Origin of the sequence: Arthrobacter sp. StoSoilB20, assembly GCF_019977295.1 — a bacterium.
Taxonomy (GTDB): Bacteria; Actinomycetota; Actinomycetes; order Actinomycetales; family Micrococcaceae; genus Arthrobacter; species Arthrobacter nicotinovorans_A.
On record NZ_AP024651.1, the window covers coordinates 1804098 to 1828416 of the forward strand.

Here is a 24319-nt window from a genome sequence, read left to right on the forward strand (position 1 = left end):
TGCCACTAAAGTTCTTTATATGAACCAAACCGGGCGCCCGCAAGACTTTCCGATGACCAACCCCCGAGCAGATCGGGTGAGGGACGTCGCCAAGCTTGCCGGGCGCCCGGCGCGTTTAAAACGCGGGCGCTTCCTGGCCGAGGGTCCGCAAGCGGTGCGTGAGGCGTTGAGCCTGCACCGCGAGCGTGCCGCGGCGGGAGGTTCCGCCGTCGTGCATGAAGTCTTTGCCAGCGAAGCGTGCCTGGACCGTCTACCGGAACTCGCCGAGCTCGCCCTGGGTACTCCTCTCCGGCTGGCCAGTGACGAAGTCCTGGCAGCCATGGCAGATACAGTCAATCCGCAGGGGATTGTGGCTGTGTGCAGCTTTGTGGACGTCACCCTTGAATCAGTACTCGACGCCGGCCCGCGCCTGATCGCGGTCATGTGCCAGGTCCGGGACCCCGGCAATGCCGGTACTGTCCTTCGTGCTGCCGATGCCGCAGGCGCCGATGCCGTGGTGCTGACAGGTTCCAGCGTGGATATTTACAACCCCAAGGCTGTCCGGTCCACAGCCGGTTCGCTGTTCCACCTTCCAGTGGTGCTCGGCGCCGATGTGGAGGACCTCGTGGAGCGTTGCCGTGAGCGGGGTATTGGCATCCTGGCCGCTGATGGCTACGGGACCGTCAACCTGGACAAGCTCCAGGACGAGAATGCTGCTCGAAGGCTTGGAAACGGTTCCGTTGCCTCTGAGTATGCCCTCGAAGCCCCTACAGCGTGGCTGTTCGGCAATGAGGCGCAGGGTTTGTCGGATGATGAACTGGCACTTGCCGATCACCGGGTGGCTGTCCCCGTTTACGGAGCGGCTGAGAGTTTGAACCTGGGAACGGCGGCGACAGTATGCCTCTACGCCAGTGCACGCTCCCAGCAGGGCGTCACAGTGGGGAATGTCTAAAGACCGCCTCCCCGGGTACGGTAATGCATGCGGGATCAGACGATGACGACTCTTCTTGGCTCATGACATTCCTTCCCAAACCCGAAGAGGTGAAGCTTTCGTGGCTGCAGGTGGCGGTACCAAAGCGATTGTGGCGGCTCTGGCTGCCAATCTGACCATTGCTGTCCTGAAATTTATTGCGTTCTTTTTGACGGCATCATCGTCCATGCTTGCCGAAGCCATCCACTCGGTGGCGGACTCCGGCAACCAGCTTCTTCTGCTGGTGGGCGGTAAGCGTGCCAAGCGCGCGGCGAGCCCGGAACATCCATTCGGTTACGGCCGCGAACGGTACATCTACGCTTTCATCGTCTCGATCGTGTTGTTCAGCGTCGGTGGCCTGTTCGCCCTGTATGAGGCCTGGGAGAAGTTCCAGCACCCCCATGGCATCGAGGGAGACTTTTGGTGGGTGCCGCTGGCTGTCCTGGTGGGTGCCATCCTGGCTGAGTCGTTCTCGTTCCGCACAGCGATTATCGAATCGAACCACATCCGCGGGAAGCAGTCATGGGTGAAGTTTGTCCGCAACGCCAAGCAGCCGGAACTTCCTGTCATCCTCCTGGAGGACTTCGGCGCGCTCCTTGGCTTGCTCTTCGCGTTGTTCGGTGTGAGCATGACGCTGGCTACCGGAAATGGTGTCTGGGATGCCCTGGGTACAGCCATGATCGGACTCCTGCTGGTGGCTATTGCGGTGATACTTGCGGTGGAAACGAAGTCCCTGTTGCTGGGGGAGTCGGCTACCAAAGAGGACGTCCAACGTATTACTGAAGCGTTGGAAGCGGACGGAACCCGCATCATCCACCTCAAGACGTTGCACTTGGGCCCGGAGGAACTGCTGGTGGCGGCCAAGATCTCCATGGGAGCCTCTGAAACGGGGCAGGAGATTGCCAAGGGGATCGACGACGCCGAACAGCGGATCCGCGCAGCTGTCCCCATTGCGAGGGTCATCTACCTGGAGCCGGACATCGTACGCGTTCAGGCACCTGGGCTGGGCTGACGTAGACCACAAGGCAATGAAGAGGGGCTCCGCGCAAAGCGGAGCCCCTCTTCATTTGCCCATGTTCCGGGCGGTGCTGCTGTTTGCCATCAGCTGACAAGCGGCCTTTTGCGTTCCACCATGCCGCTGATCAGGGCCACGCCGAGGCCCAGTATGGCGAGCACGGCGCCCACCAGTGCCGGGGCCACATACCCCCATCCCCATGCGATCACGGTGCCGCCCAGGAAGGCTCCGAGGGCGTTGGCAATGTTGAGGGCAGAGTGGTTCAGCGAGGACGCCAGGGAAGCAGCGCCAGGGGCAGCATCCAGCAGGCGGGTCTGCAGTGCGGGTGTCAGCATCGAACCGACGCCTCCAACGACGAAGGCCATGATGAATGCCGCCCAGGCCCAATGCGCCGCGATGGCGTAGACCACCAGGGCCACTGCGATCCCCGGCATCACCCAGTAGATGGTTCCCATGACGGATTTGTCCGCGATGCGTCCGCCCACGATGTTGCCTGCCACCATGCCGAGGCCATAGAGGGCCACCACGGCGGGAATGAGGCTCTCGGGGATTCCGGCCACCGAGGTCATGGTGTGCGCGATGTAGGTGTAGACGGCAAAGAAGCCGCCGAAACCAATGATGCCGATCAGCAGGGCCAGCCATACTTGGAGGCGCTTGAGGGCGCCGAGTTCGCGTCGGATGCTGGCATCCGGGTGGGCTGCTTCGAAGGGTACGAATTTCCACACCATGGCCACCGTCAGCAACCCGATGGCGCCCACAATGATGAACAGCAGCCGCCACCCGAATGTCTGTCCCACCCAGGTGGCCAGCGGTACGCCAATGACATTGGATACCGTGAGGCCGGCCATCACCATGGAGATCGCCCACCCGCGTTTGGTGGGAGCAACCAGGCCGGCAGCGATGACGGCTGCTACGCCGAAGAAGGCTCCGTGCGGAAGCCCTGAAGCGAAGCGGGAGAGCAGCATGAAGCCGTAGTCCGGTGCGACGAAGGATGTCAGGTTGGCCAAGGACAGGAACAGCATGAGTCCCAAGGCGAGGTGCTTTTTGGGGAGCTTGGCTCCAAAGGCGGCGAAGATCGGCGCGCCGATCACCACCCCCAGGGCGTAGGCCGAAATCAGGTTTCCTGCCTCGGGGGTGCTGATGCCGAGTCCCTCCTCCACTTCCTTCAGGAGGCCCATCATGGCGAACTCAGTGGTACCGATGGCAAAACCTCCCATGGCCAGTGCAAGGATGGCCAGGCCAAGGTGGCGCCTTGTTGCTTTGGCGGCGGTCGGCGGGGACGTGGTGGTAGTCATAACCCTGTTTCTTACGGTGTGCCTTGCGGCTGGGGAATCTGGAGAAAATCCGATAACAAGCTTAGTGCCGCGGCTTGTCCTTGGCCTCCGAATGTGATCATGCCCATCAAGTGACCCACCCTAGACTGGGGGAGTGACTGCACTGATAAACGTTGTTGGAGCCGCGATCGTCGACTCCGTGGAAGCACCTACGCGCCTTCTTGCTGCCCGCCGCTCAGCACCCCCGCAGTTCGCCGGAATGTGGGAATTCCCTGGAGGAAAGGTAGAAGCCGGCGAAACTGCCGAGGCCGCCCTGCATCGTGAACTCGCCGAAGAGTTGGGCATTGAGGTCCGGCTCGGGCTGGAACTGGAGTCAGGCCGGCCTGAAGGGTGGGCCCTCAATGAACGGGCCGCCATGCGTGTTTGGTTCGCGGAACTTGTCGCCGGTGAGCCTGCGCCGTTGCAAGACCACGACGAACTCCGTTGGGTTTCGGTGGAGGATGATGACCAAGCGCTCGGCCTGGAGTGGATCCCGGCCGACTTTCCCATTGTTCGGGCGCTGCTGGACCGGGTGGCTGCGGCCGCCTAGCAGCACCGCTGGTTGGCGCTGAGGGAGGTAAGACGGCAAGGACCAGGCGGTTCGACCAGCTTAGAACAGTGGCTGCTGCCCGGGGAGGGAAACATTGCCTGGACGGTTTTCGGCAGCTTGCGGACGGGCATTGCGATGACTGAACCCGGAGGTCCTGGTGTAGCCGTACTTTGCTTTGAAGTGGGTGATCCGGCCGGTCAACCAAGTGCTGTATTCCTTGGAGACGTAAGAGCCCTGTCCGTAGAGGCGGCGGTACTTTCCGACCAGTTCGGGGTGCTGGCCGGCCAGCCACTTCATGTACCACTCCCGCGTTCCCGGCTTCAGGTAAAGGGCGCCTGCGGTGACTCCGGTGGCGCCGGCCTTGGCGAGTTCGCTGAACAAGGAATCAAGGGCTTCGTCAGAGTCGGTCAGCCAAGGCAGGATGGGCATCGCCATGACGCCGCATCCCAATCCGGCATCCCGGAGCCGTGAGATGAGCTTGAGCCGTGCCCGGGGTGAGGGCGTGCCGGGTTCGACCAGTTCGGCGAGATCCTCATTGGTCATCGCGAGCGAAATGCCCAGGTCCACAGGGACCATGGTGGCAGCGTGCTTGAGCAGGGGGATGTCCCTTGCCAGCAGGGTGCCCTTGGTCAGGATGGAAAACGGTGTGCCCGAGTCCGCAAGCGCACGGATGATCCCGGGCATCAGGGCGTAGCGACCTTCGGCCCGCTGGTAGGGATCCGTGTTGGTTCCCAAAGCAACTTGATGCCGTCCCCACGACGGCTTGGCGAGTTCCCTCCGCAATACTTCTGCGGCATTGACCTTTACTACCACCTCGGAATCAAAGTCCCGGCCGGCGTCGAACTCCAAATACGTATGGCTCTTGCGGGCGAAGCAGTAGACACACGCGTGGCTGCAGCCACGGTAAGGGTTCACGGTCCACTCAAACGGCATGGCCGAACCCGAAGGCACCTTGTTGAGCACTGACTTTGCGGTGACCTCATGAAAGGTGACTCCGGAGAATTCGGGTGTCGAGATGGAACGCACCAGCCCGGCCAGCGGCAGTAGCGCATCCATGGCCGGGGCAGGGCCTGGAGCTGAAGTGCCGCCGTCGTCGGACGCCGGTCCACGGGTAGGTGACAGTGCTTGTGCGTCCCATCTCATGGTCTCTATTCGAAGGTATGTTCGAATGGATGTCAAGGACCCAGCGCCTGAAGTCTCCAATACCTAAGCGGGCGTTGCTAAGGTTGCCCCATGATTCTGCTGACTGGTTTTGAACCGTTCGGCCAGGACGATGTCAATCCTTCCTGGCATGCCGTCCGCCGCGCGCAGGACATCCTCCGCGCTGAGGGGATCGAGGTCGAAGCCCGCGAGCTGCCCTGCGTCTTTGGTGAGTCGGCCACGGCACTGAGCGAAGCAGTTGGCACCATCAACCCGGACCTTGTGGTCTGTGTAGGCTTGGCCGGCGGCCGGGGCCGGATATCCCTGGAACGGGTTGCCATCAACTGCGATGATGCCCGGATCCCCGACAACAAAGGCCAAAAGCCTGTGGACGAGGAAATCGTCCCGGGCGGCCCCGCAGCGTACTTCTCCACCTTGCCCATCAAGGCCGCGCTGCGGGACCTCCAGATCGCAGGAATCAAAGGCGAGGTATCCCAGTCCGCAGGTACGTACGTGTGCAACCACGTTTTCTACGCCTTGATGCACCTGCTCGCATCGACCCCTGACGTCCGCGGAGGTTTCGTGCACATTCCGTATCTTCCGGACCAGGTATCCCCGGAAAGCGGAACCCCAAGCATGTCCCTGGAAGCCGCGGCGGAGGGACTCGCCGTCGTGGTCCGGACCGCCTTAGGGACAAAGGTGGTTGCTGCCTTGAGCGCTGGCAGTATCCACTAGAGGAGCTCCCACTCCACAGTGACGCTGGCCGAGACAGCAGACTCCCCGGCTTCGACCGGCAGCGCTTCAGCGGAAAACGATGCCCTGACCATCCCGCCCAGTGGTATCGGGGCTCCATGTACCGGTTCCTGGGATATGGACTTGACCTGCCCCAAGCGGGCAGAAGCCAGGGCTGCGTACTGTTCGGCGCGTGCCAGGGCGTCCTTCCAGGCCGCTTCCTGCGCTTGTGCGTTCACCAGGGCTGGATCGGCAAAGCCTTGTTCAATTCCATTGATCCTGATGTCGTCACCGCCGGCCGCAACAGCGGCTGCAATGGCCGCCGGAGCATGAGCGTGCGAACGGATGCCCACCTGCAGGTTTGTGGATGCAACATATGCCGCCACCTTCTGCCCTTGGCCTTCAACCCACACCAGATCGGCCCGCAGATTCAGTCCGCTGGTCCGGAGGTCGGCGTCAGTCACGCCGGCATCGCGTAAGCTCGCCGCAACAGCACCTGCCGCCTTGCCGGCGTCGCCATAAGCCTGCCCGGGAGTGGCCCTGCGCGTTTCAACGCCCAGGGTCAGTGTGACGAGATCCGGAACCGCTTTGGCGCTCGCAGTGCCGGTAACGGTGATGGTTCGCTTCATGAAGCCTCGTTTCCCTTGACGGCAGGGGCGTCCTGCCGATGGTGGTCACTGTCAATGTATCCGCCCGCCGCGAGCCCGGCCTGGCGTTCAAAGAAATTCCTCGACGCCGGGTTGCCGCTGCGGAGCATGGACCAACCCGCGGCGATTCCGTAGAGGGCAACGAACGGTAAGCCCAGGCAGTACGCGTATTGGGTGCTGTGCCGCTCCTCGTGGCCCAGTAGGACCGCATTGCTGCCGGCAATTCCGTGGGGTGCCCGGTAGAGAATGACGTTGCCCAGCGTGAATGCCCCCGCGTGGGGGAGCTTCCAGCCGTAACCGGCCGCGATCAGGAGCCCACGCGGTCCGCGCGACACCGTGGTTCGGGACGCGAGGGCGACCACCAGTCCCAATGGGGTGGACAGATTCACGACGTTGGCCAGCTGCCTGAGCCGTTGCGCGGGTGTCATGGGGCCAATGCTAGACCCGCTGGCATTGCACGTCGCGCTCCCGTTGCGGGGAATCAGCAAGCGACGGCGGTGGCTCGCCAACGCCGCCATGGCCCCGCCCACCAGCGGCATGCCCTGGCACCCGCGGTGGGCGCCGCCGTCGTGCCGTTCACATTGCGGGACGCGGGTTGGTGGGTTAAATCCCGTCCGCGACGTTCAACTAGACTGAAGGGTAGTGCCTGCCGTCCGCGGCGAGCACTGCCCTTTCGTTTTGCAGGCCTGCCTTGCCGGCCGCTCCCTACTCGTAGCTAAGAACAGTAGATGACTGACACTTTGCCAGGCGCTGCCATCCCGAACCCGCTGGATGAAGCCGCCATCACCGCTGCCGTTGAGGACGCCGTTGCTGCAATAGCAGCCGCTTCCTCCCTCGAAGAACTCAAGGCGGTCCGCCTCGCCCACACCGGTGAGAAGTCGCCGCTGAGCCTTGCCAACCGTGAAATCGGTGGGCTCGCCAAGGAGCACAAGGCTGCGGCCGGCAAGCTCATGGGGTCCTCCCGTGGCCGCGTCAACCAGGCGCTCGCAGCCCGGACAGAGGTTCTCGAGGCCGAGAACGACGCCCGCATCCTGGTCGAAGAAACCGTGGATGTCACCGCCGCTCCGCGTCGACGCCGGGCAGGTGCACGCCACCCGTTGTCCACCCTGCAGGACCGCGTCTCGGACATTTTTGTTGGCATGGGCTGGGAAATTGCCGAAGGGCCCGAGGTCGAGTCCGAGTGGTTCAACTTCGATGCCTTGAACTTCAAGCCGGACCACCCTGCCCGCGAAATGCAGGACACGTTCTTCGTGGAGCCCCCTGAGGCCCACCTGCTCATGCGCACGCACACCTCGCCTGTGCAGGTCCGCTCGATGCTGGAACGCGAAGTTCCCATCTACGTGCTGTGCCCGGGCAAGGTGTTCCGCACGGACGAACTCGACGCCACGCACACGCCGGTCTTCCACCAGTTCGAGGGTCTTGCGATCGACAAGAACCTCAGCATGGCCGACCTGCGCGGCACCTTGGAGCACTTCGCCCGCCAGATGTTCGGCGACGAAGCCTCCATCCGCCTGCGCCCCAACTACTTCCCGTTCACCGAGCCTTCCGCGGAACTGGACATCTGGCACCCGGGTGCCAAGGGCGGTCCCCGCTGGATCGAGTGGGGTGGCTGCGGCATGGTCAACCCCAACGTCCTCCGGGCAGCCGGGATCGATCCGGACATCTATTCAGGTTTTGCTTTCGGCATGGGCATCGAGCGCACGCTCATGTTCCGCAACGAGGTTGGCGACATGCGCGACATGATCGAAGGCGACGTACGTTTCAGCGAGCACTTCGGGATGGAGATCTAACAGTGCGTATCCCACTTTCCTGGCTGCGTGAATTCGCGCAGGTTCCGGCCGATGCTACGGCCGAAGACGTCATGGCTGACCTGGTCAAGGTCGGTTTTGAAGAAGAAGAAGTCCACCGTCCCACGGACGAGCTCACTGGCCCCGTCGTGGTGGGCCAGGTCCTGAGCCTGGTCAAGGAACCGCAGACCAATGGCAAGACCATCAACTGGTGCCAGGTCCGGGTGGTTCCGGAGGGACAGGAACAGACCCTCACCGGCAAGGGCATTGATCCTTCCGGCGTTCAGGGCATCATCTGCGGTGCGCACAACTTTGTTGAGGGCGACAAAGTGGTTGTCACCCTCCCCGGTGCAGTGCTGCCTGGAAACTTCCAGATCTCTGCACGGAAGACCTACGGCCACCTGTCTGCGGGCATGATCGCTTCTGTCCGCGAGCTGGGAATCGGCGATGACCACGACGGCATCCTGGTCCTCTCAAGCATCGGCCTGGACCCTGAAATCGGCACCGACGCCATGGAACTGCTGGGTCTCTACGACCAGGCAGCGGAAATCAACGTCACCCCGGATCGCGGCTACGCATTCTCCATCCGTGGCGTGGCCCGCGAGTACGCGCACGCCACTGGAACCACCTTCGTGGATCCCGCGTCCAAGGTTTCGGCTCCGGCCACCCTGCAGGGCGGCTACGGCGTCAAGCTCAACGACGACGCTCCCATTTACGGCAAGCCCGGCTGCGACCGCTTTGTTGCCCGCACGGTACGTGGTGTGGACGCTTCGCGTCCCACGCCGCCGTGGATGTCCGCCCGCCTTCGTTTGGCCGGCGTGCGGTCCATTTCGCTGCCGGTTGATATCTCCAACTACGTCATGCTTGAGCTCGGCCAGCCGAACCACTGCTACGACCTCGATAAGCTCGCAGGCGACATCGTGGTGCGTCGTGCCGTGGCGGGGGAGAAGATCACCACCCTCGATGACAAGGTGCGCACGCTCGACGTCGAAGACCTGCTGATCACCGATGACTCCGGCGCCATCGGCATCGCCGGCGTGATGGGTGGTGCCCACACCGAGGTGTCCGATTCCACCACCAACATCCTGGTGGAAGCCGCACACTTCGATGAAGTGTCGATCGCCCGTTCACGCCGCCGCCACAAGCTGCCGTCCGAAGCCTCCAAGCGCTTTGAGCGCGGGGTTGACTGGCACATCGCCAACATTGCCGCGCAGCGCGTCGTGGACCTGTTGGTGGAGCTCGCCGGGGGCACGGCAGATGAGGCCGGTACCGACGTCGGAACCGCCCCTGACGCTGTCACCATCGAGCTGCCGGCAGAATTTGCCGCGGCACGGATTGGTATCAACTTCACTGAAGAGCAGATCACCACGTCGCTGGTGGATCTGGGGGCCGCCGTGGAGAAGACCGCCAACGGCTACTTGGTGACTGCTCCCAGCTGGCGCAACGACCTTGAAACCAAGGAGGACCTCTCCGAGGAAATCGCCCGGCTGGTGGGATACGACAACATCCCATCCACCCTTCCCGTGGCGCCCCCGGGCCGTGGCCTGAGCCGCAGCCAGCAGCAGAAGCGCCGCGTTGTTCAGGCACTGGCCGATGCCGGCCTCACCGAGGTGCTGTCCTACCCGTTCGTTTCCAAGGCAGCCAACGACACGTTTGGTGTTGCTGCTGAAGGAGCAGCGCGTCCGGCGTTGAAGCTGGCAAACCCGATCAGCGAAGAGCAAGGTTTCCTTCGCACGTCCATCCTCCCGGGCTTGATCGAGGTTGCCCGTCGCAACCACTCGCGCGGCTTCCGCGACCTGGCTCTTTATGAAGCAGGTTCGGTCTTCCTCCCGGGCGAAACGCTGGGCACGGATTCCATTCCGCCGCTGGGCGTCAAGCCTTCGGATGAGGTTCTGGATGCACTGTACGACGGCGTCCCGCACCAGCCGCTGCACATCGCCGCTGTTTTCACCGGCCATGATTCTCCTGCCGCGGCCATGCACGCACCCCGTGCGTGGGACTGGGCTGATGCCTTGGATGTTGCCCGCCTTATTGCCGACGTGCTCGGTGTTGAACTGGTGGTCAGCCAGGGCAGTCACCAGGCCTTCCACCCGGGCCGCGCAGCCCAGCTCGCGCTGCGCAACGGAGATGTTGTTGGATACGCAGGTGAGCTTCACCCGAAGCTGCTGGCTGCACACGATATGCCTGCACGTTCAGTGGCGCTCGAGATCAATGTGGAAGCATTATTCGAGGCTGCGGCTGATGTGATCGTGGCCAAGCACATCTCCGGATTCCCGGTGGCGACGCAGGACGTTGCTCTGGTTGTCCCTCAGGACGTACCGGCAGATCAGGTCCTCTCGGCACTGCGCGAAGGTGCGGGGGAACTCCTCGAGGACGTCGCATTGTTCGACGTCTACGTTGGCCCCGGGATCGAGGAAGGCAGGAAGTCGCTGGCCTTCGGCCTCCGTTTCCGCGCCGATGACCGTACCCTGACGGCCGATGAAGCTTCTGAGGCTCGAGCCGCCGCTGTTGCCGTTGCAGCCGAACGGTTCGGCGCAGTCCAGCGCTAGCCCCACTATCAAGTGAATCCCCGGGACCTGGTGGTCCCGGGGATTTTCTTTTTGAGATTGAGCTCCCAGCATCTTGACAGAACATTCACATGTGTATGACAGTTTTGTCATGCACATGTGAAACATGTGTATCACATCCCTTGCACGGTTCACTGAGAGCCGTCCCTTGAAAGGTACCCATGAAAAAGCACAACGTTGCTTTGCTGGTTGGAGCTGCAGTGATGGCTTTGACGTCCTCGCTTGGTGGAGCCGCAACAGCGTCAGAGTCGACGCCGCAAACAGCCTCCGCCGAGGTCCAGCCTGTATCGCACACGGTGGACCCGTCACAGGTTTCAGGATCTGCGGCTTCACCTTTGGCCGACAAGTACACGATTGCCGCACCTTCAAAGAACGGTGGCGCTTCCACCGATTCAGTCATCGGCGCTGATGGCCGGGTGCGCATCACCAACACGACGGCTGCTCCCAACCGATCAATAGTCCAGATCGAGTTCAACGGCGGCTACATCTGCTCCGGTGCGTTGATTTCCGACGACACTGTGCTGACGGCGGGTCACTGTGTCCATGAGGGTGGAACAGGCTCCGAGGCCGACTACTCCTGGGGCGTCAAAGTAGCTCCCGGCCGGAATGGCTCAACAGACCCCTATGGCACCTGTGGTGCTACGAAGATTTACACCGATCAGCGATGGATCGATTCTGCCAATACCAACGCTGACTGGGGTGTCATCAAGCTCGACTGCACCATCGGCAACACCACCGGCTGGTTGAATTACACCGGCACCACCGCCAGCCTGAATGGCACCAATGTGACCGTTCGTGGTTACCCGGGCGACAAGGCTTTCGGCACCATGTGGTCCATGACCGGCCCCATCGAGACCACCACCACTGAGAAGGTCTACTACAAGATGGACACTTACGGCGGGCAGAGCGGTGCACCCGTCTACAACAGCTCCAACACCATCATGGCAATCCACACCAACGGCGGAAGCTCCAACTCGGGCACCCGCATCACACCCACGTTGGCGAACTACCTGACGTCGGTGAAGTAGCCCACTTGGGTTAATCCAGCCAGTGTTCCCCGCAGCAGATTCACGGCTGCGGGGAACACGTGCTTTGGCGAATAGGAGCCCGCCAAGCACAAGCTACATTTTGCAGGGGACAAAGTTCTCTATGGGGTAACGGGTGTGTGGATTGGCCCGCGGGCGACCTTCCCTTGGCTGACCACGTTCTTGGCCTAGGCACGCCCCACCCCTGTTAGTAACAATGCCTGGTTGTCTGAGCAACCTTTGTCCGCACCCTGCCCGCCCCTCTGGCGGGCTCCAGCAGCGGCTGAGTATGGCAGGGCCCGCAGCAGGTGACATGACCCTTCCTAGCGATATTTTCCTTCAGGGTCGGCAAAGCAGCGGGTATTCCCGCTGAGGGTGATACCGTACTTGCCCGTACCGAACGCCATAGAGAACTTGTCAGGCCCGAGGACCACGGTGTGTCGGACAAAGTTCGGACCTTCATCAATTTCCTGCCTCAGATTAAATCCGGTGGCCTCGAACAAGGTCTTGACCTTGTCGTGCAAAGCGTCCATTTCTTCCCGGCTCAGCGGACTCCTACTGGTATCGAAAGACACCTGAGTGCCTTCCGTGCCGAGGGGACGATCACAGACCCACCCTGCTTTGTCTGGTGTGACTTTCGTCCAGTCGCCCGGGGCGAGAGCTTGAATCTTGTTGAAGAGTTCAAGGTACTCTGTTCGGGCTTCTTCCGGGTCCATGGCCTGCTCCGCGGTGCTGGTAGGTGAATTGGTGCTCGGCGTTGCCGCGCACCCTGCAAGAGTGAGAAGAAGCATTGCCGCGGCGGGAAGGATGCGCCAGTACCAGCGGCGGAGCGTTGTGGTCATGGCTTCCTAGCGAAATTCGCCTTCCGGGTCTGGAACGCAACGGGTATTTCCGCTGAGGGCGATGCCGTATTTGCCGGTGGTGATTCCCATGACGAACTTTTCGGGTCCGAAGACGCTAGTTCTTCTGACGAAGTTCTCTCCTCCGTCAGTTGATTGCCGGACAGTGAAGCCGGTGGTCTCGAACTCGGCCCTGACCTTCTCGTGGAGAGCATCCATTTCCTCTCGGCTCAGTGGGCTGCGGCTTGTATTGACTGAGAATTGGGTGCCGTCAGTCCCGTCCGGGAGCCGGCAAGCGTCGCCTTGAAATTCGGAGGGCGGCGCGACACCCCAGTCGCCGGGGGCGAGGGCTTGAATCTTGTTGAAGAGGTTGAAGTACTCTGTGCGGGCTTGTTCTGGTTCCATGGTTTGCTCCGCGGTGCCGGTAGGTGGATTGGTTCCAGGGGTTTTTCCGCACCCTGCAAGGGTGATTAGAAGGATGGCTGCGGCGGGAAGGATGCGCCTGTAGTGGGGGCGGTGCATGGTTGTCATCGTGTCGCATTCGTGAGTTGGTCATTCAAGCCGAGGGCGATTCTGGCTTGGTTTTAGCTTGACTGGGTTCTCCTATCGAAGTACCCGTAGATGCCTTCCTTGCCGCCTGTTTGTCCGTCGTGGGTTTTCGTTGGGAGTTCTGTGGCACCATCCGGTCCTGTGGCGCCGTCCGTGCCGAAGGTGACGGCGCCGAATCCCGGGTCTGCGGTGCTTTTACGCTGCCAGCCGAGCCCATGCCTGACTTCAGCTACGTGGTCCCAGTCGTAGGTTCCCCGGTATACGGTGCCGCCGGGGTTCAGGTGGAGATCGTTCACGGAGGCGCGTCGGCCGCGCCGTCATCAAAAGCAATTTCCATGCTGGGCCCCCAAAGCCGGAACAATAAATCCAACGACTAGCATAACCGGGTTTGCGCAATTGCGAGTTCATCGCACCGGCCGACTTTAGAATTTTTTGGGGCCCGAGAAAAGCCTTCACAGGTGAAAGGCCACTTCTCCATTTATCGCCTGTCAGGATGGTCTAACACCTGTCGTACGGAGCCCGATTTGGGCATGGACACGGGACGATGGCAGAGTCGTTTGAAGCCTCACAGAAGGGGAAATCCACCCGTAGCTGTTGCGACATTGGGCTGGGGACTTAGCCGTGAGAGGAGGGCGTGATGCAGAATCCGGTGCTTGACCTGTGGAGGCTCGATGAGACGCCCGGCGCAGGAAACGCGATTGAACTGCTCGGCCAGCTGGCCCTCGAGCGCGCCCTTCGCTACGCCAACCCCGCAGACCGTGACGAGTTCGTGGCCGGCCGGCTTGCTGCACTGCACTTTGCTGCGACGCTCCTGGGAGTGGAGTACCGCCGACTCGTCCCCGAATATCACTGCCCGCAGTGCGGCCCCGCCCAGGACCATGGTCGCCCAGGGTTCATGCTCGACGGCGGCCCCGCACCTCTGGCGCTCAGCGCCTCCAGAGCGTCGGGCTGGGTGCTGCTGGCCGGCGTCGTGCATCCTCCCGAAGAGCTCCGGCTGGGGGTGGACCTTGAATCGACTGACAAGGCAGCCTTCGAAGGATTCGACGACGTCGCGCTGACCGCAAACGAAAAACGCTTCCTATTGACCATCCAGGACCAGGAGCGAAATAGTCAGCGCGCCCGCCTGTGGGCACGCAAAGAGGCGTGGCTGAAGATGACAGGGGAAGGCCTGAGGCGCAACCCCGCGGAGCTGGATGTGCTGGATCTGCCCGGCCTGAGCGACGTCACCGAAAAAGAACTGCCTGAGGGGTTAGTCGCCGCTCTTGCCCTCGGCTAACGCGCAGAAGGCAGCGGCGGAAGCGCAGCCTCGTAGAGCCATGGCCGGAGGATCGACCCAGCATCAAAGCCCGGAATGTATGAATCCGCAGCTTCAATGAACGCCTCCGTGGACACCGAGCTGTGACGGTTGGTGGCCGTCCAATGCTGCAGGAATCCGAAGAAGGCCTCGTTGCCAGCCGCGATACGTACGGCATGGACGGCCAGGGCTCCGCGCTTGTAGACGCGGTCATCGAACATCAACTCGGGACCGGGATCGCCCACCAACAAGTCCTGCGGGCCGGCGTCGAGCCTTTTCCACGCAGCCGTTGCCCGCGCAGCAACGGTCATGGTCCGGGATTCCTCGGACCACAGCCACTCCGCGTAGCAGGCGAATCCTTCATGCAGCCAGATGTCTTTCCAGCTGCTCACGGTCAGCGAGTTGCCGAACCACTGGTGGGAGAGCTCGTGGGCGATCAGGCGCTGGGCATCCCAGGAATCGCGCATATGGTTGCGGCCGAAGATGGAGACGGTTTGGGCTTCCAACGGGATTTCCAGCTCGTCTTCAGTCACCACCGAGGTGTAGTCGGTATACGGATACGGACCGAAGCAATCCTCGAAGGTACGCATCATGTCCGGCTGGCGTCGGAGTCCCTGGAGGGCATCCACTGCCATTTCCGGAGTGACAGCTACGAACTGCGGCACCCGGTGGTGGGTGTCGTCAACGTGCAAGGGAACCTTGACGTACCGGCCGATTTGCACGGTAGCAAGGTAGGTGGCCATGGGTTCAGCTTGTTCGTAGACCCAGGTCTCCCTGCTGGACTTGCGGGAGTGGGAGATCAAGGTGCCGTTGCACACCGGTCGGTAGTTGTCGTCGGTGGTCACGGAGATGAGGAAGCTGGACTTGAAGCGGGGATGGTCGTTGCAGGGGAACCAGGACGCCGCGCCATTGGGCTGGCCGGCCACCAGGACGCCGTCGTTCAGTTCTTCCCACCCCACGTCACCCCACAGGCCGCGGCGCGGCTGGGGATTGCCGTCATAGCGGATCTCCAAGGAGAACTGCTGGCCGGGTCTCAGCGGCGACGCCGGGTTGAGCACCAGATGCTCTGCCCGGTGGCTGAACTTCTGGAGCTTCTTGCCATCAAACTGAACTTTGCTTGCCCGCAGGCCCACCAAATCCAGGACGATCTGCGGCGTGGATTCCAAGGCAGTGCATCGCAGGACCGCTTTGCCGATCAGCTTGTTGCTGCCCAGCCTGACATCGAGGTCCAACTCGTACCGGTCCACACGATAGCTGGTGCTGCCGTGGTCCAAAGTGTAGGGGTCGGCGTCGGTTTTGGGGGTGGGGATTGGTGCGGCCATATCCGTCCAATCTACTTCAGGCGCGGCGCTTGTGCTGACGGACCCACCCACGGGCTCACCGGGTTGCCCATCCAATACGTTCCGGCAGGGACTGTCTCACCGCGCATTACCAACGACGCCGGACCAACAGTTCCGCCGTCGCCAATACTGGCAGCGGGGAGGATGACGCCGTGCGGACCCATGGTGGCTCCGTTACCGAGGGTCACGGTATCCAGGCTCATCACGCGGTCGTGGAACAGGTGCGTCTGGACAACACAACCACGGTTGACGGTGGAGTTCTCTCCCAGGGTCACGAGGTCAGCTTCGGGCAGCCAGTAGCTCTCGCACCAGGTTCCGCGGCCGATCTTGGCCCCGAGGCCGCGAAGCCACCACACCAAGGCCGGAGTTCCGGCGGCTGAGCGGGCAAACCACGGCGCGCTCACCATTTCGATGAAGGTGTCCACCACCTCGTTACGCCAGATAAACGAGCTCCACAGGGGGTGTTCGCCTGCACGGATGGTTCCCACCAGAACCCACTTGGCGAGGACGGAGCTGAGCGCTGCCACGGCTCCTGCTGCGAGCATTACCACGCCACCCAGGACTGCGGCGATCCAGTAACCCCATCCTCGTGCGATCCAGTCCAACACCAGCATCACGCTGACGGCGATTGCCACAGTGAGGATGACCGGTATCAGGCGGCACAGTTCCCACAACGCCCTGGCGATCTTCAGTTTCAGTGCCGGGCGGAACGTGCGGGTCTGGTCAGCATCGACGGCGGTGCGGCGCAGCCTGACGGGCGGACTGCCAAGCCACGAGGTGCCGGACTTTGCCTTGGCCGGCGTGGCGGACAGCACCGCGACGAGGGAGTTCTTGGGCACGTTGCGTCCCGCGGCGGTCATGCCTGAGTTGCCCAGGAACGAACGCTTGCCGATCTTGGCCGGCGCGATTTTCATCCAGCCGCCACCAAGTTCGTACGAGGCCACCATGGTGTCATCGGCAAGGAAGGCTCCGTCCCCGATGGTGGTCATTTTCGGAACCAGCAGGACGGTGGAGGCTTCCACGTTCTTGCCTACCTTGGCGCCGAGGAGCCGCAACCAGAGAGGCGTGAAGAGGCTCGCGTAGACGGGGAAGAGGAGGTCTCGCGCCATGTCCAGGAGTCGCTCGGTGGCCCACACCTGCCAACCGATCCGGCTGCGCACCCGGTAGTACCCCTCCTTCAAACCCAAACCGAGAAGCCTGGCAACAATCAAGATGAGTACAAGGTTGCCGAAGAACCACACCAAGGCCGCCAGGGGAACGGCGAGGGCAATCTGTGGAATCGCTGATTCCAATGACTCGTGGCCCCGGATAAAAGCCAGGACCACCAAGGCACCGGCGAAAGCAGAGATGTAGGGGATAAGAGACAGCAGTGCCGACGCGCTGGCAAAAGCGGAGAACCAGAGCCGATCAACCACAGCCCGCCGGCTGATGGTGTCCGGCCATTCGTGCTTCGCCTTACCGCGGCGTTCTGCAGGGGAGCCGGCAACAAGATGTCCGGCCTTCACCTTGCCCAACACGGCTGATCCGGCATCGACATGGGCGCCTGCGCCAATGGTGGCCCCTGGCATCAGGGTGCTTCGTGCGCCCACTACCGCACCGGCTCCCACATGGATCTGGCCGATGTGGACGGAGTCACCGTCAACCCACCAGCCCGAAAGATCCACTTCGGGCTCGATGTTGGCTCCGCTGCCCAAGGACAGGAGGCCGGTGACAGGCGGCAGCGAATGCAGGTGGACGTCCTTGCCGATCTTGGCTCCGAGGGCCCGTGCGTAATAGGGGACGAACGGGGCGCTGGCCAGACCGATGGCACCCGAGAGGTCTTGGATTTGTTCGGCGAGCCACAGCCGCAGGTGGGTTTTGCCGGATCGAGGGTAGGTGCCGGGCTGGATCCTGCCAAGCAGAACCCTGGCTGCAACCACAGAGATCGCCATCCGGCCCAAGGGGCTGACGAAAACCAGCCAAGACGCTGCGATCCACCACCACGACACCACGGGCGCGGCGGCAAAGCCGGCGAGGTCCGCGAGAAGCCTGTTGGCGGCCATGAGGTAGGTGAGCCAACGCATGCCCACCAGGATGTGCAGGGGCACGCCCATCAGCACCTGGAAGATCTGCGACTTCAGCGCCGTGGGACGCACGGTGCGTTCCGCAGCTGGGCCCGGGACGCCGCCGTCGGGAAGCGACTGCCGGGCGGCGTCGATCAACGCGCCGACGCGGGGCGTGGCGTAAATGTCCGCCACGGTGATGGTGGGGTAGCGGACGCGAAGGGCGGAAACGAGTTGCGCCGCAGCCAAGGACCCACCGCCGTAGGCGAAGAAGTCGGCGTCGAGCGAACTGACGGGACTGCCAAGTACAGACTCCCACTGCTCCACCACCCAGCGGGCGTCATCGGGAAGATTCAGCGGGGCGTTGCCTGCCTCGGTGGCACCGGCTCCGGCCAGCGGCCAGGGGAGTGCATGGCGGTCCACTTTGCCGCTGGTCTTGGTGGGGAGCGAATCCACGACGGTCAGCAGGGGGATCAAGGCGGCCGGAAGGCTTTCGCCCAGAAGTCGGCGTGCTTCCTCCATGGACAATTCATGGCCTTCAACGGGGGCCAGATATCCGACGAGGATCTGGTTGCCGGCAGCCGTTGTCTGCACTGCTGCCGCGGCCCCGGCCACGCCGGGCAATGACTGAAGAGCCGCATCCACTTCGCCCAGTTCGATCCGGCGCCCACCCAGCTTGACCTGTTCGTCGGCCCTGCCCATGAAGATCAAGCCCTCGGCCTCGAAGCGCACCAGGTCACCGGAACGGTAGGCCCGGTCCCATCCCAGCGTCGTCATGGGCGCGTACTTCTCGGCGTCCTTGGCGGGATCGAGGTAGCGGGCCAGTCCCACACCCCCGATGATCAGTTCGCCGACCTCACCTTCTGCCACCGGGACGCCTTGAGGATCGACGACGGCCAGGTCCCAGCCATCCAGCGGCAGGCCGATCCGCACGGGGCCGGGCCCGCCCAGTGGGGCAGCGCAGGCAACGACCGTTGCTTCGGTAGGTCCGTACGTATTCCACACCTCCCGGCCGTCCACGGCGAGGCGCTCGGCCAGTTCGGGCGGGCAGGCTTCGCCGCCGAAGATGAGGAGACGGACGTTTTCAAGCGCCTCGGCAGGCCACAGCGCAGCGAGGGTGGGCACGGTTGAAACGACGGTAATGCCGTGGTTGATGAGCCAGGGCCCCAAGTCCATGCCGGTACGTACCAAGGCACGCGGTGCCGGTACCAGGCAGGCGCCGTGGCGCCAGGCAAGCCACATTTCTTCGCAGGATGCATCAAAGGCGACTGAGAGCCCAGCCAGTACCCGGTCCTGCGGACCGATGGGTTCGGCCTGGAGGAAGATGCGCGCTTCTGCGTCCACGAACGCTGCTGAGGAGCGGTGCTTTACCGCAACGCCCTTCGGCGTTCCAGTGGAACCGGAAGTGAAAATGATCCAGGAATCGTCGTCCAAAACGGGAGGGGACGGCTCGGAAACGGGCTCTCGTGAAGCGCCCGAAAGTTCGATGTCCAGGCCCGCAGCGATGATGGCACCGACCTTGGCTTCGCCAAACACCAGGCGGGCGCGCTCTTCGGGGTCGTCCGCGTCCACGGGAACGTAGGCGGCGCCAGCCATGAGAATTCCCAGGATGGCGATGTAAAGCTCGTTGGTGCCGGAGGGAATCCGGATGCCGACCTTGTCGCCCCGCCCCAGGCCCGCTGCATTGAGTCGGGCGGCAAAGGCCCGGACTGCCTTGAGCAGTTCGGTGTAGCTCAGGGACTTGTGGCCGTCATCGAGCGCCGAGGCCTCGGGAAATGACGAGGCGGTTTCTTCCAGGATGTCAATGAGGGTGCGCTCGGCAGGGGCGGCAGCGCCTCCCGGTAGCTGGGGGCGATACGTGGTCAAGGCAGGGGTATGCCCGGCCCCCAAGGAATGTTCTGTGCTCACGACGTCAGCTTTCCGCAGAAAGATGAACAAAAGGTGTCCGCCGTTTCCTCCGCGACACACTTTGTTGATCCACAGTTTTCCTGCACGTCATTCGCCGTTGGGGGCCGGGCACCGGTAATTATGGAACCAGCAGGACCTTGCCAGTGGTGCGGCGGCCCTCAAGGTCCCTATGTGCCTGGGCAGCCTCCGCGAGCGGGTACGTTGCGCCCACCCTGACAGCGAGCGTGCCGTTGGCAGCGGCGTCGAAAATTTCAGCTGAGCGCCACCGGCGTTCCTGGGCGTTCTGAACGAAGTGCGCCATGGTGGGCCTGGTCAGGGTCAGTGATCCGGCCGCATTAAGGCGCTGGGGATCGAAAGGCGGCACAGGGCCGGAGGCTGCACCGAAAAGCACCATGGCCCCGCGGATGCGCAGGCTCTTCAAGGAATCATCGAACGTGTCCTTGCCGACGCCGTCGTACACCACGTTGACGCCTTCTCCGTCGGTAAGTTCGCGGACCTTGTCGGCGAACCCGTCGTAGCGGAGCACCTCATCGGCACCGGCCAGAGTGGACAGATCCGCTTTTTCGTCTGAAGAGACGGTAGTGATCACCCGGGCGCCGCGCGCCTTTAACAGTTGGGTCAACAGCAGGCCAACACCACCGGCACCTGCATGAAGCAGGACGGTGTGGCCCGGCTCTACCCGGAATGATGAGTTCATCAGGTAATGGGCGGTGATGCCTTGCAGCGGCAGGGCTGCGGCGGTGTGGTCGTCGACGCCGTCCGGGACCGGAAGCGCCTTGCCTGCGTCCACCAGGGCGTACTCCGCGTAGGTCCTTGACCCCTCGGCCGTAGCGATGCGGTCGCCCACGGAAAATTCCTCGACACCGTCGCCGACGGCCTCGACGGTGCCTGCTGCTTCAGCGCCGGGAGTGAAGGGGTACTCCACTGTGTAAATGCCGCTGCGCTGATAGGTCTCAATGAAGTTGACCCCGGCAGCTGCGACCTTGATCAGCAGCTGGCCGGGGCCAGGAGTTGGTGGTTCCACGGAGGCGAACTCGAGGACCTCAGGTCCTCCGGGCTGCTGTGCAACGATGGCGTGCGTCATGGTGGCTCCTCACTCCGGGACGGTCCTTCCGGTGCCCGGTTTCAGATTCCATCCTAGGGAAGTTGGGGCTTCCCATGTGGAACGCTTAGAAGCGTCCGTGCGTCGAAGCCACCGGGCAGTCGAAGCCACGGCCTGCCGCCAGGCCTACCTCATTGAGGTACCTGACCACGATCCCGTAGGACTGCATCAACGTGGTCTCCGTGTAGGAGATGGAGTGTTTGGCGCAGAACTCACGCACAATCTTGGTGGCCTTGAACAAGTGCGGGCGGGCCATGTCCGGGAACAAGTGGTGCTCCACCTGACGGTTGAGTCCACCCAGGAGGAAGTCCATGAAGAGGCCACCGGAGATGTTGCGCGAGGTCAGGATCTGGCGGTTCAGGAAGTCCACGCGGCTGTCCTTGGGGAGGACCGGCATGCCCTTGTGGTTCGGGGCGAACGAGGCGCCCATGTAAAAGCCGTAAACCATGATCTGCACGCCCAGGAAGGCGAACGCCATACCGATGGGCAGGAACGTGAAGGCGAGGACCGGGAGGGCGGCGAGCCTGGCCACGAGGATAGGCGTTTCAACCCAGCGGTGACGCACGTTTTGCTTGCCGAAGACAAAGCGAAGGGAATCGAACTGCAGGCTCAAGCCCAGCAGCGTCAGGAGCGGGAAGAAGAACCAGCCTTGCTTCTTGGTGAGGAAGGCCAGGCGGCCCTTGCGTTCCGCGGCGGCGTCCTCGTGGAACACCAGGGCGTTGTTCCGGATGTCCGGGTCCTTGGAGATGACATTGGGGTGGTTGTGGTGGGCTCCATGCTTCTGTTCCCACCAGGAGTAGCTGATGCCGGCCACGCCGGTGGCCAGGAGACGGGCTGACCAGTCATTGGCGCGCCGGGAAGCGAAGATCTGCTTGTGCCCGGCCTCGTGGGCCAGGAAGCTCAGTTGCGTGCACAGGATGCCTACGGCTGCGGCAATCAGCAGCTGGTACCAGGAATCTCCGATGAGTGCGAAGCCGAGCCAGGTGCCGGCCATCAGCAGGACCAGGGCCACGAAGACCCAAATGTAGAAGCCGGTGCGGCGCTCGAGAAGTCCGGCGGCCTTGACACTCTTGAGGAGCTCTGAGTAGCTCTGGACGACGGGGTTTGGTTGAATTGCGCGAGCTTTGGGGCGCTCAGCGGTGGACGTGGGTGACATAAATGTGCCCCGTATCGCTAACGGGCAACGCTGCAGCCGACGTTCGGACTGCACGGTCTGGATCACCCTCCACTAAGCATACGGCTAATCTCCAAAATAATGAGACTGCTCACAATTGCATGCATAAATATCGGACAGCATGAATATTCTTGCTGTACAGTGGAGTCATGACTATTTCTGTTGCCGTCTCCGGTGCCAGCGGCTACGCCGGAGGAGAAGTGCTGCGCCTGCTCGCGGGCCACCCCAACGTCACCATCGGTGCCATCACCGCACACAGCAACGCCGGTTCAAGACTAGGGGAGCTGCAACCGCATCTCCATGGTTTGGCCAGCAGGATTCTCGAAGACACCACCGTGGAGAACCTTTCGGGTCACGACGTCGTGTTCCTCGCCCTTCCCCATGGCGCCTCGGCTGAAATCGCGGCGCAGTTGCCCGAGGGAACCATAGTCATCGACGCCGGTGCGGACCACCGATTGCAGGACGCCGCTGCCTGGGAAAAGTTCTACGGCTCGGCCCATGCCGGCACGTGGCCTTATGGCTTGCCTGAACTTCCCGGCCAGCGGGAAGCCCTCAAAGGTGCCACGCGCATCGCCGTTCCCGGCTGCTACCCGACGTCGGCCCTGCTCGCCTTGACGCCCGGGTTTGCCAACAATCTCCTCCTGGCGGACGACGTCGTCATTGTCTCTGCTTCAGGGACATCGGGTGCCGGAAAGGCTGCCAAGGTCAACCTGATCGGCGCCGAGGTCATGGGCTCCATGAGCCCCTACGGTGTTGGCGGCGGACACCGGCACACCCCTGAAATTGAACAGGGGCTTTCCAACGCTGCAGGGGAACCTGTCACGGTTTCCTTCACTCCAACGCTGGCTCCCATGAGTCGGGGCATCCTGACCACAGCCACAGCGAAGGTTGCCCAGGGTGTTACTGAAACCGAGCTGCGCCAAGCCTGGGCGGACGCCTACGACGACGAGCCGTTTGTCCACCTTCTACCTGAAGGCCAATGGCCTGCCACCAAGTCGGTACAGGGCTCCAACCACGCCGTGATGCAACTTGCCTATGACCAGCACACAGGCCGGGTCATCGTGACGTGTGCCATCGACAACCTCACCAAGGGGACCGCCGGCGGAGCCGTGCAGTCCATGAACATTGCCCTCGGCCTGGATGAAACCGCCGGCCTGAACCTCCAGGGAGTTGCACCGTGACCATTACCGCACCCAAGGGATTCCGCGCAGCCGGCATCAAAGCCGGTATCAAGGCCTCCGGTAACCCGGACCTGGCCCTCGTAGTCAACGACGGCCCCTCCAAGGCTGCCGCTGCGGTCTTTACATCCAACCGGGTCGCTGCTGCACCCGTTCACTGGTCCCGCCAGGTAGTCAGCGATGGCCGGGTGGACGCCGTGGTCCTGAACTCCGGTGGGGCCAACGCCTGCACCGGCCCGCAGGGCTTCCAGAACACCCATGCAACGGCCGAGAAAGTGGCGGCCGTGCTGGGAGTCTCAGCTTCCGACGTCGTGGTGTGCTCCACGGGCCTGATCGGTGAGCAGTTGCCCATGGACAAGATCATCCCGGGCGTCGAGGCGGCCTTCGGTGAGCTGTCCGAGGACGGCGGCTCAGCAGCGGCAACTGCCATCATGACCACGGACAGCGTCTCCAAGGAAGCGGTCTTCACGGGCAAGGACGCGGAGGGCAAGCAGTTCACCGTGGGCGGCATCGCCAAGGGCGCCGGCATGCTGGCGCCGGGCCTGGCCACCATGTTGGTCGTTCTGACCACCGACGCCGAGGTTCCTGCCGATGAGCTCGACGTCGTACTCCGCGATGCCACCCGGGTCACCTTTGACCGCGCAGACTCTGATGGCTGTATGTCCACCAACGACACCGTAGTGCTGCTGGCATCGGGAGCTTCGGAAGCGCTGCCGTCTGCCGCGCAACTGAGCGAAGCCGTCACCCAGGTCTGCGCCGAACTGGCACGCAAGCTCATCGGTGATGCCGAGGGCGCCAGCCACGACATCGCCATCCGCACATTCAACGCGGCCAGCGAACGCGACGCCGAAATCGTCAGCCGCAGCGTGGCCCGTTCCAACCTGTTCAAGGCAGCCATCTTCGGCAAGGACCCCAACTGGGGCCGGGTGCTCTCGGCAGTAGGAACCACGGATGCTGCGTTCGAGGCGGACCAGTTGAACGTTGCCATGAACGGTGTCCAAATCTGCCGCAACGGTGCAATCGGCGATGACCGGAACCTGGTGGACCTGGAGCCGCGCGAAGTGCTGGTCGAAATCGACCTGCAAGCCGGAGACGCCGAGGCCACGATTTGGACCAATGACCTCACGCACGATTACGTGCATGAAAACAGTGCCTACTCGAGCTGAGC

General features: G+C 62.8%; 21 protein-coding genes. 10 read left to right on the plus strand and 11 right to left on the minus strand.

What is annotated here, in order from left to right; translation table 11 throughout:
- The first annotated feature begins 19 nt into the window (after positions 1-19).
- Positions 20-931 (plus strand): RNA methyltransferase, encoded by a 912-nt coding sequence (locus LDN85_RS08155; RefSeq protein ID WP_026541590.1) that lies wholly within the window; start codon positions 20-22, stop codon positions 929-931.
- A 100-nt stretch (positions 932-1031) separates the two neighbouring features.
- Entirely contained in the window at positions 1032-1961 is a 930-nt protein-coding gene (locus tag LDN85_RS08160) for a cation diffusion facilitator family transporter (protein WP_223945085.1), read from the plus strand.
- An 89-nt stretch (positions 1962-2050) separates the two neighbouring features.
- Here LDN85_RS08160 and LDN85_RS08165 read toward each other — a convergent pair whose 3' ends face one another.
- On the minus strand, positions 2051-3259 hold the full coding sequence (locus LDN85_RS08165) for an MFS transporter (protein WP_026547341.1): 1209 nt from the start codon (positions 3257-3259) through the stop codon (positions 2051-2053).
- Positions 3260-3392: 133 nt separating this feature from the next.
- Between LDN85_RS08165 and LDN85_RS08170 the strand changes: the two genes are divergently transcribed.
- Positions 3393-3827, plus strand: coding sequence for a (deoxy)nucleoside triphosphate pyrophosphohydrolase (locus tag LDN85_RS08170; RefSeq protein ID WP_223945086.1), 435 nt, complete (start codon positions 3393-3395; stop codon positions 3825-3827).
- Positions 3828-3887: 60 nt separating this feature from the next.
- Here LDN85_RS08170 and LDN85_RS08175 read toward each other — a convergent pair whose 3' ends face one another.
- Positions 3888-4970 (minus strand): Rv2578c family radical SAM protein, encoded by a 1083-nt coding sequence (locus tag LDN85_RS08175; protein ID WP_223945087.1) that lies wholly within the window; start codon positions 4968-4970, stop codon positions 3888-3890.
- A gap of 90 nt (positions 4971-5060) precedes the next feature.
- Here LDN85_RS08175 and pcp point away from each other — a divergent pair, with 90 nt between their 5' ends.
- Positions 5061-5702 (plus strand): pyroglutamyl-peptidase I, encoded by a 642-nt coding sequence (pcp, locus tag LDN85_RS08180; protein WP_223945088.1) that lies wholly within the window; start codon positions 5061-5063, stop codon positions 5700-5702.
- Here the strand turns inward: pcp and LDN85_RS08185 are convergent.
- Together LDN85_RS08185 and LDN85_RS08190 are read right to left on the minus strand one after the other, a co-directional pair.
- On the minus strand, positions 5699-6328 hold the full coding sequence (locus tag LDN85_RS08185) for an SIMPL domain-containing protein (RefSeq protein WP_223945089.1): 630 nt from the start codon (positions 6326-6328) through the stop codon (positions 5699-5701). The genes pcp and LDN85_RS08185 overlap by 4 nt on opposite strands.
- Complete coding sequence (locus LDN85_RS08190) at positions 6325-6774, minus strand: hypothetical protein (RefSeq protein WP_026541597.1); 450 nt, start codon at positions 6772-6774, stop codon at positions 6325-6327. Before LDN85_RS08190 ends, LDN85_RS08185 begins: the two co-directional genes overlap by 4 nt.
- Before the next feature lie 300 nt (positions 6775-7074).
- Between LDN85_RS08190 and pheS the strand changes: the two genes are divergently transcribed.
- The 3 genes from pheS to LDN85_RS08205 all read left to right on the plus strand — a co-directional run bounded on the left by pheS (position 7075) and on the right by LDN85_RS08205 (position 11728).
- The gene (pheS, locus tag LDN85_RS08195; protein ID WP_026541598.1) at positions 7075-8136 is read left to right on the plus strand and encodes a phenylalanine--tRNA ligase subunit alpha; all 1062 of its coding nucleotides are present in this window, start codon (positions 7075-7077) and stop codon (positions 8134-8136) included.
- A 2-nt stretch (positions 8137-8138) separates the two neighbouring features.
- Positions 8139-10682 (plus strand): phenylalanine--tRNA ligase subunit beta, encoded by a 2544-nt coding sequence (gene pheT / locus LDN85_RS08200; protein ID WP_091550546.1) that lies wholly within the window; start codon positions 8139-8141, stop codon positions 10680-10682.
- A 179-nt stretch (positions 10683-10861) separates the two neighbouring features.
- A complete protein-coding gene (locus LDN85_RS08205; protein WP_223945090.1) occupies positions 10862-11728 on the plus strand; it encodes a serine protease in 867 nt (288 codons plus the stop codon).
- 320 nt (positions 11729-12048) lie between these two features.
- Here the strand turns inward: LDN85_RS08205 and LDN85_RS08210 are convergent, their stop codons facing one another.
- The 3 genes from LDN85_RS08210 to LDN85_RS08220 form a co-directional block, all read right to left on the minus strand.
- Positions 12049-12567, minus strand: coding sequence for a hypothetical protein (locus LDN85_RS08210; protein ID WP_223945091.1), 519 nt, complete (start codon positions 12565-12567; stop codon positions 12049-12051).
- A 6-nt stretch (positions 12568-12573) separates the two neighbouring features.
- Positions 12574-13086, minus strand: a complete 513-nt coding sequence (locus tag LDN85_RS08215) for a hypothetical protein (RefSeq protein WP_223945092.1) — start codon at positions 13084-13086, stop codon at positions 12574-12576.
- 62 nt (positions 13087-13148) lie between these two features.
- Positions 13149-13409: a hypothetical protein gene (locus LDN85_RS08220; protein WP_223945093.1), complete on the minus strand. Its 261-nt coding sequence runs from the start codon at positions 13407-13409 to the stop codon at positions 13149-13151.
- 341 nt (positions 13410-13750) lie between these two features.
- Here LDN85_RS08220 and LDN85_RS08225 point away from each other — a divergent pair, with 341 nt between their 5' ends.
- Entirely contained in the window at positions 13751-14389 is a 639-nt protein-coding gene (locus LDN85_RS08225; RefSeq protein ID WP_223945094.1) for a 4'-phosphopantetheinyl transferase superfamily protein, read from the plus strand.
- Here the strand turns inward: LDN85_RS08225 and LDN85_RS08230 are convergent.
- The 4 genes from LDN85_RS08230 to LDN85_RS08245 form a co-directional block, all read right to left on the minus strand.
- Positions 14386-15729, minus strand: coding sequence for a M1 family metallopeptidase (locus tag LDN85_RS08230; protein WP_223945095.1), 1344 nt, complete (start codon positions 15727-15729; stop codon positions 14386-14388). The genes LDN85_RS08225 and LDN85_RS08230 overlap by 4 nt on opposite strands.
- A gap of 11 nt (positions 15730-15740) precedes the next feature.
- Positions 15741-19697, minus strand: coding sequence for a Pls/PosA family non-ribosomal peptide synthetase (locus LDN85_RS08235; protein ID WP_223945096.1), 3957 nt, complete (start codon positions 19695-19697; stop codon positions 15741-15743).
- Between the two features lie 118 nt (positions 19698-19815).
- On the minus strand, positions 19816-20781 hold the full coding sequence (locus LDN85_RS08240) for a quinone oxidoreductase (protein ID WP_026547358.1): 966 nt from the start codon (positions 20779-20781) through the stop codon (positions 19816-19818).
- An 85-nt stretch (positions 20782-20866) separates the two neighbouring features.
- Positions 20867-21955 (minus strand): acyl-CoA desaturase, encoded by a 1089-nt coding sequence (locus LDN85_RS08245; RefSeq protein ID WP_026541612.1) that lies wholly within the window; start codon positions 21953-21955, stop codon positions 20867-20869.
- Between the two features lie 167 nt (positions 21956-22122).
- Here LDN85_RS08245 and argC point away from each other — a divergent pair, with 167 nt between their 5' ends.
- Complete coding sequence (gene argC / locus LDN85_RS08250) at positions 22123-23154, plus strand: N-acetyl-gamma-glutamyl-phosphate reductase (protein ID WP_091550533.1); 1032 nt, start codon at positions 22123-22125, stop codon at positions 23152-23154.
- Positions 23151-24317 (plus strand): bifunctional glutamate N-acetyltransferase/amino-acid acetyltransferase ArgJ, encoded by a 1167-nt coding sequence (gene argJ, locus LDN85_RS08255; RefSeq protein ID WP_223945097.1) that lies wholly within the window; start codon positions 23151-23153, stop codon positions 24315-24317. Before argC ends, argJ begins: the two co-directional genes overlap by 4 nt.
- Positions 24318-24319 lie beyond the last annotated feature (2 nt).

Coding starts and splice junctions, on each gene's coding strand:
- LDN85_RS08225 (WP_223945094.1), top strand. CDS start 13,751: ATGCAGAATCCGGTGCTTGACCTGTGGAGGCTCGATGAGACGCCCGGC.
- LDN85_RS08185 (WP_223945089.1), bottom strand. CDS start 6,328: ATGAAGCGAACCATCACCGTTACCGGCACTGCGAGCGCCAAAGCGGTT.
- LDN85_RS08240 (WP_026547358.1), bottom strand. CDS start 20,781: ATGACGCACGCCATCGTTGCACAGCAGCCCGGAGGACCTGAGGTCCTC.
- LDN85_RS08165 (WP_026547341.1), bottom strand. CDS start 3,259: ATGACTACCACCACGTCCCCGCCGACCGCCGCCAAAGCAACAAGGCGC.
- LDN85_RS08175 (WP_223945087.1), bottom strand. CDS start 4,970: ATGAGATGGGACGCACAAGCACTGTCACCTACCCGTGGACCGGCGTCC.
- LDN85_RS08155 (WP_026541590.1), top strand. CDS start 20: ATGAACCAAACCGGGCGCCCGCAAGACTTTCCGATGACCAACCCCCGA.
- pcp (WP_223945088.1), top strand. CDS start 5,061: ATGATTCTGCTGACTGGTTTTGAACCGTTCGGCCAGGACGATGTCAAT.
- LDN85_RS08205 (WP_223945090.1), top strand. CDS start 10,862: ATGAAAAAGCACAACGTTGCTTTGCTGGTTGGAGCTGCAGTGATGGCT.
- LDN85_RS08245 (WP_026541612.1), bottom strand. CDS start 21,955: ATGTCACCCACGTCCACCGCTGAGCGCCCCAAAGCTCGCGCAATTCAA.
- LDN85_RS08190 (WP_026541597.1), bottom strand. CDS start 6,774: ATGACACCCGCGCAACGGCTCAGGCAGCTGGCCAACGTCGTGAATCTG.
- LDN85_RS08230 (WP_223945095.1), bottom strand. CDS start 15,729: ATGGCCGCACCAATCCCCACCCCCAAAACCGACGCCGACCCCTACACT.
- argC (WP_091550533.1), top strand. CDS start 22,123: ATGACTATTTCTGTTGCCGTCTCCGGTGCCAGCGGCTACGCCGGAGGA.
- pheS (WP_026541598.1), top strand. CDS start 7,075: ATGACTGACACTTTGCCAGGCGCTGCCATCCCGAACCCGCTGGATGAA.
- LDN85_RS08210 (WP_223945091.1), bottom strand. CDS start 12,567: ATGACCACAACGCTCCGCCGCTGGTACTGGCGCATCCTTCCCGCCGCG.
- LDN85_RS08215 (WP_223945092.1), bottom strand. CDS start 13,086: ATGCACCGCCCCCACTACAGGCGCATCCTTCCCGCCGCAGCCATCCTT.